Genomic DNA, 13,496 nt, shown 5'->3' with positions numbered 1-13,496 from the left:
ATCCAAAAAACAGGAGCGCACCCGATGCCCATGAGGGACTGCCCATGAATACCCAGCGTGAATCAATCGACATTGCCATCATCGGCTCAGGCTTCGCCGGCCTGTGCATGGCCATCCAGCTCAAGCAGGCTGGCTTCAACGACTTTTTTGTTGCCGAGCAGGCGCAGACCCTCGGCGGCACCTGGCGCGACAATCACTACCCCGGCTGCGCCTGCGATGTGCAGTCCCACGTGTACTCGTTTTCGTTTGCGCCCAACCCGCACTGGTCGCGGCAATTTGCGCCGCAGGCCGAGATCCGCGCCTACCTCGAGCAATGCGCGCAGCGCTTTGAACTGGCGCCCTACCTGCGGTTTGGCACGGGCCTGCAACGCGCGGTGTTCGATGAACACCAGCAGCGCTGGCAACTGAGCTTCAGCGATGGCCGCCAGGTGAGCGCGCGGGTGCTGGTGTCGGGCATGGGCGGCTTGTCGCGCCCGGCGCTGCCGGACATTCCGGGTCTGGAGAGTTTCAAGGGCAAGCGCTTCCACTCCCAGCAGTGGGACCACGACTATTCCTTGAAGGGCAAGCGTGTCGCAGTGATCGGCACCGGGGCCAGTGCCATCCAGTTCGTGCCGCAGATTGCACCGCAGGTGGCGCACTTGGACCTGTTCCAGCGCACCCCGCCGTGGATCATGCCCAAGCCCGACCGACCGATTTCCGCCGGCGAACGCTGGCTGTTCAAACACCTGCCCTTCACCCAGCGGCTGGTCCGCAGCGCCTTTTACTGGACGCTCGAAGGCCGCGTGGTGGGCTTTGCCCTGCATCCCCGGCTGATGACAATGGTGCAGAAAATCGCCCTGCGTCATTTGCGCAGGCAGGTCGCCCGCCCATCGCTGCGCAAGACCCTCACGCCGGATTACACCCTCGGCTGCAAGCGTGTGCTGATCTCCAACGACTACTACCCGGCGCTGTCGCGCAGCAATGTCGAGGTGGTGACCGACCCGGTGCTGCGCATCGAAGCCGACGGCGTCGTCACCGCCGACGGCATCAAGCACCCGGTCGACTGCCTGATCTTCGGCACCGGTTTCCAGGCCAGCGATCCCCTGCCCCGCGACTGCATCATCGGGCGCCACGGCGTTGACCTGATGGACACCTGGCACGACGGCGCACATGCCTATAAAGGCACCACGGTGCCGGGCTATCCAAACCTGTTCCTGATTGTCGGGCCCAACACCGGGCTGGGGCACAACTCGATGATTCTGATGATCGAGGCCCAGGTCGCCTACATCCTCGATGCGTTGCGACAGATGCAGCGCAAACGCATCGCCACGGTGGACGTCAAGCCTGCCGTCGAACAGGCCTGGAACAGCCAATTGCAGGACAAACTCCAGCGCACCATCTGGAACACCGGCGGCTGCCAGAGCTGGTACCTCGACCCGCGCACCGGCAAGAACACCACGTTATGGCCGGGCTCCACCTGGCGTTTCAGGCAGCTCACCCGGCACTTTGCGCTCAAGGACTATGGGGTCGACCTGGCCCCCGTCCCGGCGCCCACGCGCGCAACGCCTGCGCCCCATTCCACTGCAGAAGGCAGCCTGTCATGAAGTCATTCGACGGCCGCGTGGCGGCCATTACCGGCGCGGCGTCCGGCATGGGCCGCGCATTGGCCCTGGCGCTGGCGCGCGAAGGTTGTCACCTGGCGCTGGCGGACGTGAACCGCCAGGGCCTGGAGCACACCGAAGCGTTGATTCGGTCTTCGACCCTGTCGCCAGTGCGGGTCACCACCCAGGTGCTGGATGTGGCCGACCGCCAGGCCGTGGACGACTGGGCCGCGCGCTGCGTGGCAGAGCATGGCGCGGTCAACCTGGTGTTCAACAACGCCGGCGTGGCGCTGTCGAGCACCGTCGAGGGCGTGAGCTACAGCGACCTGGAATGGATCATCGGGATCAACTTCTGGGGTGTGGTGCACGGCACCAAGGCGTTCCTGCCGCACCTCAAGGCCAGCGGCAACGGCCATGTCATCAACACCTCCAGCGTGTTCGGCCTGTTTGCCCAGCCCGGCATGAGCGGCTACAACGCCAGTAAATTTGCCGTGCGCGGCTTTACCGAGGCGCTGCGCCAGGAGCTGGATCTGCAACGCTGCGGCGTGTCCGCCACCTGCGTGCACCCCGGCGGCATTCGCACCGACATCTGCCGCAGCAGCCGCATCGACGCGAACATGACCGGCTTTCTGATCCACAGCGAGCAACAGGCCCGCGCCGACTTCGAAAAACTCTTCATCACCGACGCCGACCAGGCCGCCAGGGTGATCCTGCAAGGCGTGCGCAAAAACAAGCGCCGGGTGCTGATCGGCCGCGACGCGTATTTCCTCGACCTGCTCGCCCGTTGCCTGCCGGCCGCCTACCAGGCGCTGGTGGTGTTCGCCAGCAAACGCATGGCGCCCAAGCCGCGCAGGCCTGTGTTCGAACCCAACGACGAACCCCGTCTCTGAAAAAGGAGCACGCACCATGTTGCCTATCCGTCGCGATATCCGTTTTGCCTTGCCTGCCGAGCGCATCAAGAACTGGCATGAACAAGGCCCGTTCGTCACGCATTTCTTCAATGCGCTGTCGCTGCTGTTTCCCCAGGGCGAGCTGTTCTTCATGGACAGCGTGCGCCACTACCGCTCGCGCATCGATGATCCTGCGCTGAAAAAGGAAATCCAGGGGTTTATCGGCCAGGAAGCCATGCACAGCCGTGAGCACGTGGCCTACAACAACCTGCTGGAGGACGCGGGATTGCCGGCGCATAAACTGGACAGCCGCCTCAAGGTGATTCTCGATCTGCAGAAAAAACACCTGCCGCCGTCCTTCAACCTGGCGGTGACCATAGCCCTTGAGCACTACACCGCGATGCTTGCGGAAATCCTCCTCAGCGACCCCTCGCGCTTCGGCGATTCACTCAAGGGCTACCAGCAGATGTGGTACTGGCACGCCCTTGAAGAAACCGAGCACAAGGCCGTGGCGTTCGATGTCTGGAACCGCGTCATCAAGCCCGGCCCCAAGCGTTACCTGCTGCGCACCGGCACCATGCTGTTCACGACCCTGTTCTTCTGGCTGGTGGTGCTGGATTTCCATGTACGCCTGCTGTTTGCCGACCGCAAGGCCGGCGGTCATTTGAAGGGGTTCTGGCGCATGTGCAAATTTTTGTACGGCCCCAAAGGCGTCTTCCCGCGGATGCTGGTGCCGTGGCTGCATTATTTCAAACCCGGTTTTCACCCCTGGGACCATGACAACCGCGCCCGCCTGGCGGGCATCGATGGGCTGGTCGAAGAGATCGAACAGACCCGCACTACCTATGAGTCGGCCAGCCTTTAAACCCATCAAACAGCGCGTTGACTATTCCTGTGGCGAGCGGGCGCGCCACAGGACCGTGGCGCGCTCGTCTGCCCGATCGAAAACCCCGTGGAACTTTGCCAACAAATAACCACCTGAATCCAGTACGCTCACCCTTTTTACATCAAGGAGTTATCTCAAATGGCCAAAGCCACCGCCCGCCACATCCTCGTTTCCACTGAAGAAAAGTGCAACGAACTGAAATCCCAAATCGAAGGCGGCGCCGATTTCGCAGAAATCGCCAAAGCCAACTCCAGCTGCCCATCCAGCCGTCAGGGCGGCGACCTGGGTTCGTTCGGTCCGGGCCAGATGGTCAAGGAATTCGACAGCGTGGTGTTCAGCGCCCCGGTCAACACCGTGCAAGGCCCGGTGAAAACCCAGTTCGGCTATCACCTGCTGGAAGTCACCAGCCGCCAGGACTGATCCTGCCGCGCTGATGCCCCAACAACGGCCCGCCTTCTGGCGGGCCGTTGTGCATGGGGTGACGGGCGACCCGTAAGCCGCTAACGTACAGCCCTCATTCTTCACCCGGCGCTCAAGGCTGACCATGCGATTGGCGTTTCCCCCACTCCTTAGCTCCATCCTGGCGCTGCTGCTGGCCAGCACGGCCGTGACCGCAGCTCCGCAGACCTACCTGACGGTCTACGGCGAGCCGGCCAAATACGCCGCCGGTTTCAGCCACTTCGACTACGCCAATCCCGATGCGCCCAAGGGCGGCACGCTGCGCCGTTCGGCGCTGGAGATCGGCCGTTTCGACCATGTGCTGCCCTATATCGACAAAGGCATCGGCGTGTCCCAGGTCGACGGCTGGCTCTACTCCCCGCTGGCCCAACGCTCGCTGGATGAGCCCTACACGGTCTACGGCCTGGTGGCGGAAAAGATGGAACGCGCCGACGATGGCCTGTCATTGCGTTTTTACCTCAACCCCAAGGCACGGTTTGCCGACGGCACACCGATTACCGCCGAAGACGTGCGCTACAGCTACGACCTGCTGATGACCCAGGGCAGCCTGCGTTTTCGCACGCTGTTCGCCGATGTCAAACAGGTGGTGGTCGAAGGCGAGCGCCAGGTGCGCTTCGACTTTTCCAGCAACGAGAACCGCACTCTGCCCCTGGACCTGGCCACCCTGCCGGTATTGCCCGAGCACTGGTGGAAAACCCGCGACTTCGCCAACGGCGGCGGTTATGAAGCGCCCCTGGGCAGCGGCCCGTACAAGGTCAGCAAGATCGATTCGGGCAGCACCATCACCTTTACCCGCGACCCCGATTGGTGGGGCAAGGACCTGCCGGTCAGCCGTGGCCTGTACAACTTCGATCACCTGAGCCTGGAATACTTTGGCGACACCGAGGTGGCGCGCCAGGTGCTGCGCGGCGGCGCCTACGATTTCAACCGTGAGTTCTCCGCCACCGGTTATTCCATCGGCTACAACGGCCCGGCGCTGGACGACGGCCGTCTGCAACGCGCGCACCTGGCCAGGGAGATGCCGCAACCGGCCCAGGGCTACGTGTTCAACGTGCAGAATCCGCTGTTCAAGGACCGCCGCGTGCGCAAAGCTTTGGCGATGCTGTGGGACTTCGAGTGGGCCAACCGGCAGATGATGCACAACCTCTACATTCGCCAGCAGAGCTTCTTCTCCAACAGCCCGTTGGCCGCCACCCAGTTGCCCACCCAGGAAGAGCTGGCGATTCTCGAACCGCTGCGCGGCCAGGTGCCCGACGAGGTGTTCACCCAGGTGTTCAAGGCGCCGGTCACCGACGGCAGCGGCGTGATCCGCGATAAACAGCTGCAGGCCCTGGCCCTGCTGGAGGAAGCCGGCTGGAAACCCGAGGGCGACACGCTGGTGAACGCCCAGGGCGAACCGCTGGAATTCACTTTCCTCAACACGCAGACCGGCATGGAACGTCTGCTGCTGCCCTACAAACGCAACCTGGCGCAGATCGGCATCACCCTGAACATTCGCCGTATCGACTCCTCGCAGTACGTCAACCGCGTGATGGCGCGGGACTACGACATGATCGTCACAGGCTTTCCAGTCACCCCCTCGCCCGGGATGGAGCTGTACAACTTCTTTGGCTCGGCGGCCGCCCATGACCCCGGCGCCAACAACTACATGGTGCTCAAGGACCCGGCCGTCGACAGCCTGATCAAAGGCCTGGTCAAGGCAAACACCCAGGCGCAGATGCTCACCTACGCCCACGCTCTGGACCGGGTGCTGCAATGGAACTACCTGTGGATTCCCAATTACTACCCGCCGGGCACCTCCGCCGCGTGGTGGAACCGCTTCGGTCGCCCGGCCATCGAGGCCAAAAATGACGAAGCCCTGGAAACCTGGTGGGAAATCAGCCCCACACCGCTGACCCATGAACAAATGAACGCCGCACTGAAAAAACGCGCAGGTGCCCGCTGATGTTTGCCTATATCGTGCGGCGCCTGCTGCTGATCATCCCGACCCTGGTGATCATCCTGCTGGTGAATTTCGTCATCGTGCAGGCCGCGCCCGGCGGGCCGGTGGAACAGGCTATCGCCCACCTGCAGGGGATCGGCGGCGGCGGCGTGGGGGCCGGCGCGGGCGAAAGCATCAGCGCCTCGCGCGCCAGCCGAGGCCTGGACCCCAAGCTGATCAAGGACATCGAAAAGCAGTACGGCTTCGACAAACCGGCCCCGGAGCGTCTGTGGCTGATGCTCAGCAACTACGCCCAACTGGATTTCGGCAACAGCTTCTTTCGCGGCAAAACCGTGATCGAGCTGATCCTGGAAAAAATGCCGGTGACGATCTCCCTCGGCCTGTGGGCCACCTTGATCACCTACCTGGTGTCGATCCCCCTGGGCATCCGCAAGGCAGTGCGCCATGGCAGCAGCTTCGATGTGTGGAGCAGCACCGCCATTGTGATCGGCTACGCGATGCCGGCGTTTCTGTTCGCGATGTTCCTGATCGTGGTGTTCGCCGGCGGGACCTCGCTGAACTGGTTCCCGGTGCGCGGCCTGGTCTCGGACAACTTCGACGAACTGAGTACCGTGGGCAAGGTTGCCGACTACTTCTGGCACCTGGTGCTGCCGGTCACCGCGCTGGTGATCGGCGGGTTCGCCACGCTGACCATCCTCACCAAAAACTCGTTTCTCAATGAAATCACCCGCCAATACGTAGTGACGGCCCGCGCCAAGGGCCTGAGCGAACGCCGCGTGCTTTACGGCCACGTGTTTCGCAACGCGATGCTGCTGGTGATTTCGGGCATTCCCCAGGCGTTCATCAGCGTGTTCTTCGCCGGCTCGCTGCTGATCGAGGTGATTTTTTCCCTCGACGGGCTGGGCCGCATGAGCTACGAAGCGGCAGTGTCGCGGGACTACCCGGTGGTGTTCGGCTCGTTGTTCATCTTCACGCTGTTCGGCCTGCTGATAAAACTCATCGGTGACCTCTGCTACACCCTGGTGGACCCGCGTATCGACTTCGCCGCGAGGAACGCCTGATGCTCAATCTGTCTCCCGTGGCACGCCGCCGTTTCGAGCGCTTCAAGAAAAACCGCCGGGGCTGGTGGTCGCTGTGGCTGTTTATCGGCCTGTTCATGCTCACCCTCGGCGGCGAGCTGATCGCCAACGACAAACCGCTGGTGCTGAGCTTCAAGAACGAGCTGTATTTTCCGGTGTTCAAGCGCTACACCGAGCAACAGTTCGGCGGGCAGTTGCCGTTCCAGGCCGACTACCGCAGTGACTACGTGCAAACCCTGATCAAGCAGGACGGCGGCTGGATGCTGTTTCCGCCGATTCCGTTCAGCGACGACACGCCCAACTACGAACTGACCCGCCCTGCCCCCAGCCCGCCCTCGGCGGTGAACTGGCTGGGCACCGATGACCAGTCCCGCGATGTGCTGGCGCGGGTGATCTTCGGTGCGCGCGTATCGATCCTGTTTGCGTTGGCCCTCACGGCCATCAGCGGCGCCATCGGCATTGCCGCCGGGGCCTTGCAGGGTTACTACGGCGGCTGGGTGGACCTGCTCGGGCAGCGCATCCTTGAAGTGTGGTCGGGGCTGCCGGTGTTGTACCTGCTGATTATCCTGTCGGGGTTCGTGGAGCCCAATTTCTGGTGGCTGCTGGGGATCATGGCGCTGTTTTCCTGGCTGGCCCTGGTGGACGTGGTGCGCGCCGAGTTCCTGCGCGGGCGCAACCTGGAGTACGTCAAGGCCGCGCGCGCCCTGGGCCTGGGCGACGGCAAGATCATTGGCCGGCATATCCTGCCCAATGCAATGACCGCCACCCTGAGCTACCTGCCGTTTATCCTCACCGGTGCGATTTCCACCTTGAGCGCCCTGGATTTCCTCGGCTTCGGCATGCCCGCTGGGAGTGCCTCGCTGGGCGAGCTGATCGCCCAGGGCAAGCAGAACCTGCAAGCGCCGTGGCTGGGCCTGACGGCGTTTTTTACCCTGGCGCTGATCCTGTCGCTGCTGGTGTTTATCGGCGAGGCCCTGCGGGATGCCTTCGACCCCCGCTCATGAGTGACTGCCTATGAACCTCATCGAAATCCGCGACCTGTGCGTCGCGTTCAGCGGCCAGACCGTGGTGCGCAACCTCAGCCTGGACGTGCGCGAGGGCGAATGCCTGGCGCTGGTGGGCGAGTCGGGCTCGGGCAAGTCGGTGACCGCCCACTCGATCCTGCAACTGCTGCCCGAAGCCGGCACCCACACCACAGGCTCGGTGAAATACCGTGACCAGCAATTGGTCGGCGCAGCGCCCGCCACCTTGCAGAAACTGCGCGGCAATCGCATTGCGATGATCTTTCAGGAGCCGATGACCTCGCTCAACCCGCTGCACAGCATCGAAAAGCAGATCGGCGAAACCCTGCTGCTGCACAAAGGCCTGGGCGGCAAGGCGGCGCAGGCGCGCATCCTCGAACTGCTCGAACTGGTGGGCATTCAAAACCCCCGGGAGCGCCTCAAGGCCTATCCGCACCAACTGTCCGGCGGCCAGCGCCAGCGGGTGATGATCGCCATGGCGCTGGCCTGCGAGCCGCAACTGCTGATCGCCGACGAACCCACCACCGCGCTGGACGTGACCGTGCAGCGCAAGATCCTGCTGCTGCTCAAGTCGCTGCAGCAACGTCTGGGCATGTCGCTGCTGCTGATCAGCCACGACCTCAACCTGGTGCGCAGCATTGCCCAGCGCGTGTGCGTGATGCGGGCCGGCGAGAGTGTCGAACAGGCCGCGTGCGAAACCCTGTTCACCGCGCCGCAGCACCCTTACAGCCGGTTGCTGCTCGACGCCGAGCCCTCGGGCGAAGCGTTGTGCAGCGACACCCGCGAAACGGTGTTGCAGGTGGACGACCTGAGCGTGAAATTTGCGCTGGGCGGCGGGCTGTTTCGCCGCAAGACGTATCTGCAGGCGGTGGACGGCATCAGCCTCAGCGTGCAACGCGGCAAGACCCTGGGGATTGTCGGCGAATCGGGCTCGGGCAAATCCACCCTGGGCCAGGCGATCCTGCGCCTGCTCGACTCTACCGGCAGCATTCGCTTCCAGGACGCAGCCCTCGACCCCCTCAGCCATCAGCAGATGCGCCCGTGGCGCAAACAGATGCAGGTGGTGTTTCAGGATCCTTACGGCAGCCTCAGCCCGCGCATGTCGGTGCAGCAGATCATCGGCGAAGGGCTGGAAGTGCATGCACCGTGCAGCCTGGCCGAACGCGATGCGCAGGTGATCCAGGTGCTCAGGGACGTGGGCCTGGACCCGGCCAGCCGGCATCGCTACCCCCACGAATTCTCCGGCGGCCAGCGCCAGCGCATCGCCATCGCCCGCGCGCTGGTGCTCAAGCCGGCGCTGATGCTGCTGGACGAACCCACCTCGGCGCTGGACCGCACGGTGCAAAAACAGGTGGTGACGCTGCTGCGCGAACTTCAAGAAAAATATGGCCTGACGTATCTGTTTATCAGCCATGATCTGGCGGTGGTACGCGCCATGGCCCACGACATGATCGTGGTCAAGGACGGCAAGGTGGTGGAACGCGGGCCGAGCCATCAGGTGTTCGACGCGCCGCAGCACCCCTACACCCGGGAACTCCTGGCCGCCGCGCACATTGCACGGTAAGAAATACAGGAAACCCATCACTTGTGGCGAGCGGGCTTGTCCCGCGTTGGGGTGCGAAGCGCCCCCAATCCAGCAAAACGCGGTGTACCTGATACGACTCAGCGCCTGGTTTTGGGGCTGCTGCGCAGCCCAACGCAGGACAAGCCTGCTCGCCACAGGGAATCTGCGCTTAACTGAACGGCATCGGGGCTTAACCGCTCGCCACAACGCAATTGTGTGAGGTGTTTATGACGAATTTGCATGGCAGGACCGCCCTGGTCACCGGTTCCACCAGCGGCATCGGCCTGGGGATCGCGCTGAGCCTGGCCGAGGCCGGTGCCGACCTGATCCTCAACGGCTTCGGCGACGCCGACGCAGTGATCGCCCAGGTGCAGGCGTTCGGCGGCAAGGTCGGCCATCACCCGGCCGACGTCAGCGACCCGGCGCAGCTCGCCGACCTGTTCGCCTACGCCGAGCGCGAATTCGGCGGCGTGGATATCCTCGTCAACAATGCCGGCATCCAGCACGTAGCGGCGGTGGAAGACTTCCCGGTGGAGCGCTGGGATTCGATCATTGCGATCAACCTGTCCTCGGTGTTCCACACCACGCGCCTGGGCCTGCCGGGCATGAAGGCCAAGGGCTGGGGGCGCATCATCAACATTGCCTCGGTGCACGGTCAGGTCGGTTCGGTGGGCAAGGCGGCGTATGTGGCGGCCAAGCACGGCGTGATCGGCCTGACCAAGGTGGTGGGCCTGGAGACGGCTGCCAGCAACGTCACCTGCAATGCGATCTGCCCCGGCTGGGTGTTGACCCCGCTGGTGCAGAAGCAGATCGATGATCGCATCGCCAAGGGCGTCGACCCGCAGCAGGCGCAGCATGATTTGCTCGCCGAAAAACAGCCGTCGCTTGAGTTCGTCACACCGCCGCAACTGGGTGAGCTGGTGTTGTTCCTCTGCAGCGACGCCGGCAGTCAGGTACGCGGCGCCGCCTGGAACATCGACGGCGGCTGGCTGGCGCAATAGTGCAAGGCTTTACCCCTGAAGATGAAAGGTTTCAGCTCATCGGAGGGTTTTAGAGAAAAACCCCCAGGGCATGCTATTTTTCGAGGGTAGTCACCCGGCCGTTTCCCACGGGATAATGGGTGTTGTCATTTTTTCAAAGCGTCAGGCTCAGGGCTTTTTTCATGAATGGAACATCCACCGGTAGCGAAGCCGGCGCATTGATTGCGCGGCTGGACTGGGCACGAAGCCCCCTCGGTGAGGCCAATGACTGGCCGCAAAGCCTGCGTACCGCAGTGGATATCGTCGTGCATTCGCCGATGCCGATGCTGCTGCTGTGGGGCCACGACCTTATCCAGTTGTATAACGATGGTTTTGCCCAACTGGCCGGCAACAAGCACCCGGACGCACTGGGGCAGCCGGCGCATCACACCTGGCCGGAACTGCAGGACTTCACCGCCCCCATCTACGATGCCGTACTCGGCGGCCAGGTGCGCACCTTCAGCGAGCAGCGCTTTGTGCTGCAACGCGAGGGGCGCGACGCCGAGATCTGGCTCGACCTCACCTACAGCCCGGTGCGCGATGAAAGCCGCCAGGTCGCTGGTATCCTGGTCACCGCCATCGAGACCAACGAGCGCCGCCGCAAGGCCATCGAGCTGCAGCAACGCTCCGAAGACAGCCTCAAGGCCCAGCACAATACCGAGCAACGCCTGCAACTGGCACTGGCGGCGACCGACGCGGTGGGCACCTGGGACTGGGATATCGGCGAAGACCGCTTTATCGCCGACGCGCATTTCGCCTTCCTCCACGGCGTCGACCCCGATCAGGCCAGCCTGTTGCCGATCAGCGACTACCTGTTGGGCGTGCACCCCGAAGACCGTGGCATGGTCACGCGCAGCATCAAGCATTGCATCACCTTCGGCACCGAATACGCCGAGGAATACCGCCTGATGCAGGCCGACGGCGAAGTGCGCTGGGTATTCGCCCGCGGTCGTTGCTACAAGGACCCCCAGGGGCGGCCGGCGCGCTTCCTCGGCGCCGCGCTGGACCTCACCGAACGCAAGCACACCGAACAGGCCCTGCGCCAAAGCCAGACCGAGCTGCAACTGATCATCAACGCGATGCCGGTGCTGATCGGCTATGTCGACCATGAACAGCGGTTTCGCCTGAACAACAGCGCCTACCTCGAGTGGTACGGCATGACGCCCCAGGAGCTGTACGGCAAGACCATCCGCGAAGTGCTCGGCGACGAGGTGTATGCCGGCCGCCAGGACAAGATCGCCGCTGCCCTGCGCGGCAAGGCCTGCAGCTTCATGACCCTCACGCCGCATCGCGACGGGCGCCCGCGCCATGCGCTGATGAAGTACCTGCCGCGCTTCAGCAACGACGGTTCGGTAAACGGTTTTTATATCTTTGTGATCGACGAGACCGAACGCAAGCTCACCGAAGAAGCCCTGCGCCACCTCAACGAGAACCTCGAAGAACGCGTGGCCCAGCGCACCCAGGCGCTGGCCGAGGCCAACCAGCGCCTGCAGAACGAGATGTACGAACGCGAGCGCGCCGAAGACGCGCTGCGCCACGCGCAAAAAATGGAAGCGGTGGGCCAGCTCACCGGCGGCATCGCCCATGACTTCAACAACATGCTCACCGGCATCATCGGCAGCCTCGACCTGATGCAGCGCTACATCGCCGGCGGGCGCAGCGAAGAGATCGGCCGCTTTGCCGACGCCGCCGTGTCCTCCGCCCATCGTGCGGCCGCCCTCACCCACCGGCTGCTGGCGTTCTCGCGGCGCCAGTCGCTCGACCGCCAGCCCACCGACCCCAATCAACTGGTGGCGTCGCTGGAGGATCTGTTCCAGCGCACCAAGGGCGCGCACATCTCGCTCAAGGTGCAACTGGGCCAGGACATCTGGCCGGTCAACACCGACGCCAGCCAGCTGGAAAACGCCCTGCTCAACCTGGTGATCAACGCCCGCGATGCGATGCCCGATGGCGGCGAACTGCTGATCGAAACCGCCAACAGTTACCTGGACGGCACCGATATCACCACCCTCGAACCGGTCAAGGCCGGCGACTACGTGATGCTGGGCGTGAGCGACAACGGCAGCGGCATGGCGCCGAAAATTCTCGCCAAAGCGTTCGATCCGTTCTTCACCACCAAGCCCATCGGCCAGGGCACCGGCCTGGGCTTGTCGATGATCTACGGGTTCGCCCAGCAGTCCGGCGGCCACGTCACCATCCAGAGCGAACCGGGCCAGGGCACCTGCGTGCGCCTGTACCTGCCGCGCCTGCACGGCACCGCACTGGAAAGCAGTTTGCCGACGCACTTGAGCGAAGCGCCGGTGGCCCTGGCCGGTGAAGCGGTGGTGGTGGTCGAGGACGACGCGGCGGTGCGCATGCTGGTGGTCAATGTGCTCGACGAACTCGGCTACACCGCACACCAGGCCGCGGATGCCCGCGCGGCGCTGCCGTTGCTGGAGTCGGATTTGCGCGTCGACCTGCTGGTGACCGACGTCGGCCTGCCGGGCATGAACGGCCGGCAACTGGCAGAAATCGCACGCCAGCATCGTCCCGGTCTGCGCGTGTTGTTCATGACCGGTTACGCCGAGAAAGCCGCCGAGCGCCAGGGCTTCCTCGAGGACGGCATGGACATGGTGGCCAAGCCGTTTTCGATTGATCTGCTGGCCACCAAAATCCGCAGCATGATCGGCGTGACCGAATGAGTTCAGGCATAATCGCGCGCCGTCGCCCACCTGGTAGAACACGATGAAAGCCCAAGCCCGTCATATCCTGGTGAAAACCAGCGAAGAAGCCGAACAACTCAAGCAGCGCATCGCCAAGGGCGAAGCCTTCGATGTGCTGGCCAGGAAGTATTCCACCTGCCCATCGGGCAAGCGCGGCGGTGATTTGGGTGAAGTGCGACCGGGGCAGATGGTGGGGGCGATTGATGCGGTGATCTTCAAGAAGCCCGTGAAGGTGGTTCACGGGCCGATCAAGAGCAAGTTCGGGTATCACCTGGTGCAGGTGTTTTACCGGGATTGAGGGGTTGGCCTTGCACCGCTATCGTGGGCAAGCCCTAATGCCGTTCAGTTAAGCC

General features: G+C 63.6%; 11 protein-coding genes. All 11 read left to right on the top strand.

Annotated elements, in window-relative coordinates; genetic code table 11:
- Positions 1–44: 44 nt before the first annotated feature.
- The 11 genes from JOE32_RS03350 to JOE32_RS03300 all read left to right on the top strand — a co-directional run bounded on the left by JOE32_RS03350 (position 45) and on the right by JOE32_RS03300 (position 13,441).
- On the top strand, positions 45–1,583 hold the full coding sequence (locus JOE32_RS03350; RefSeq protein WP_209981417.1) for an NAD(P)/FAD-dependent oxidoreductase: 1,539 nt from the start codon (positions 45–47) through the stop codon (positions 1,581–1,583).
- A complete protein-coding gene (locus JOE32_RS03345) occupies positions 1,580–2,470 on the top strand; it encodes an SDR family NAD(P)-dependent oxidoreductase (protein WP_209981416.1) in 891 nt (296 codons plus the stop codon). The genes JOE32_RS03350 and JOE32_RS03345 overlap by 4 nt, the downstream gene beginning before the upstream one ends.
- A 16-nt stretch (positions 2,471–2,486) precedes the next feature.
- The gene (locus JOE32_RS03340; protein WP_209981413.1) at positions 2,487–3,335 is read left to right on the top strand and encodes a metal-dependent hydrolase; all 849 of its coding nucleotides are present in this window, start codon (positions 2,487–2,489) and stop codon (positions 3,333–3,335) included.
- Between the two features lie 159 nt (positions 3,336–3,494).
- The gene (locus JOE32_RS03335; protein WP_057010182.1) at positions 3,495–3,776 is read left to right on the top strand and encodes a peptidylprolyl isomerase; all 282 of its coding nucleotides are present in this window, start codon (positions 3,495–3,497) and stop codon (positions 3,774–3,776) included.
- 124 nt (positions 3,777–3,900) lie between these two features.
- A complete protein-coding gene (locus JOE32_RS03330) occupies positions 3,901–5,760 on the top strand; it encodes an extracellular solute-binding protein (RefSeq protein ID WP_209981411.1) in 1,860 nt (619 codons plus the stop codon).
- Complete coding sequence (locus JOE32_RS03325) at positions 5,760–6,818, top strand: microcin C ABC transporter permease YejB (protein ID WP_209981409.1); 1,059 nt, start codon at positions 5,760–5,762, stop codon at positions 6,816–6,818. The genes JOE32_RS03330 and JOE32_RS03325 overlap by 1 nt, the downstream gene beginning before the upstream one ends.
- A complete protein-coding gene (locus JOE32_RS03320; protein WP_209981407.1) occupies positions 6,818–7,840 on the top strand; it encodes an ABC transporter permease in 1,023 nt (340 codons plus the stop codon). The genes JOE32_RS03325 and JOE32_RS03320 overlap by 1 nt, the downstream gene beginning before the upstream one ends.
- 10 nt (positions 7,841–7,850) lie before the next feature.
- Positions 7,851–9,422 (top strand): ABC transporter ATP-binding protein, encoded by a 1,572-nt coding sequence (locus JOE32_RS03315; RefSeq protein ID WP_209981405.1) that lies wholly within the window; start codon positions 7,851–7,853, stop codon positions 9,420–9,422.
- A 227-nt stretch (positions 9,423–9,649) separates the two neighbouring features.
- Positions 9,650–10,423, top strand: coding sequence for a 3-hydroxybutyrate dehydrogenase (locus JOE32_RS03310; RefSeq protein ID WP_209981403.1), 774 nt, complete (start codon positions 9,650–9,652; stop codon positions 10,421–10,423).
- A gap of 161 nt (positions 10,424–10,584) precedes the next feature.
- On the top strand, positions 10,585–13,122 hold the full coding sequence (locus JOE32_RS03305) for a PAS domain-containing protein (RefSeq protein ID WP_209981400.1): 2,538 nt from the start codon (positions 10,585–10,587) through the stop codon (positions 13,120–13,122).
- A 43-nt stretch (positions 13,123–13,165) separates the two neighbouring features.
- A complete protein-coding gene (locus tag JOE32_RS03300) occupies positions 13,166–13,441 on the top strand; it encodes a peptidylprolyl isomerase (protein WP_057010175.1) in 276 nt (91 codons plus the stop codon).
- The last annotated feature ends 55 nt before the right edge of the window (positions 13,442–13,496 follow it).

The sequence above is a fragment of the Pseudomonas sp. PvP025 genome (assembly GCF_017832155.1).
GTDB lineage: Bacteria > Pseudomonadota > Gammaproteobacteria > Pseudomonadales > Pseudomonadaceae > Aquipseudomonas.
The sequence above is the reverse complement of the archived record's forward strand: the minus strand, read 5'-3'. Positions and strand labels throughout refer to the sequence as shown.

Excerpts from the sequence above, each read along its gene's own strand:
- JOE32_RS03350 (WP_209981417.1), top strand. The coding sequence starts at position 45 with ATGAATACCCAGCGTGAATCAATCGACATTGCCATCATCGGCTCAGGC.
- JOE32_RS03345 (WP_209981416.1), top strand. The coding sequence starts at position 1,580 with ATGAAGTCATTCGACGGCCGCGTGGCGGCCATTACCGGCGCGGCGTCC.
- JOE32_RS03340 (WP_209981413.1), top strand. The coding sequence starts at position 2,487 with ATGTTGCCTATCCGTCGCGATATCCGTTTTGCCTTGCCTGCCGAGCGC.
- JOE32_RS03335 (WP_057010182.1), top strand. The coding sequence starts at position 3,495 with ATGGCCAAAGCCACCGCCCGCCACATCCTCGTTTCCACTGAAGAAAAG.
- JOE32_RS03330 (WP_209981411.1), top strand. The coding sequence starts at position 3,901 with ATGCGATTGGCGTTTCCCCCACTCCTTAGCTCCATCCTGGCGCTGCTG.
- JOE32_RS03325 (WP_209981409.1), top strand. The coding sequence starts at position 5,760 with ATGTTTGCCTATATCGTGCGGCGCCTGCTGCTGATCATCCCGACCCTG.
- JOE32_RS03320 (WP_209981407.1), top strand. The coding sequence starts at position 6,818 with ATGCTCAATCTGTCTCCCGTGGCACGCCGCCGTTTCGAGCGCTTCAAG.
- JOE32_RS03315 (WP_209981405.1), top strand. The coding sequence starts at position 7,851 with ATGAACCTCATCGAAATCCGCGACCTGTGCGTCGCGTTCAGCGGCCAG.
- JOE32_RS03310 (WP_209981403.1), top strand. The coding sequence starts at position 9,650 with ATGACGAATTTGCATGGCAGGACCGCCCTGGTCACCGGTTCCACCAGC.
- JOE32_RS03305 (WP_209981400.1), top strand. The coding sequence starts at position 10,585 with ATGAATGGAACATCCACCGGTAGCGAAGCCGGCGCATTGATTGCGCGG.
- JOE32_RS03300 (WP_057010175.1), top strand. The coding sequence starts at position 13,166 with ATGAAAGCCCAAGCCCGTCATATCCTGGTGAAAACCAGCGAAGAAGCC.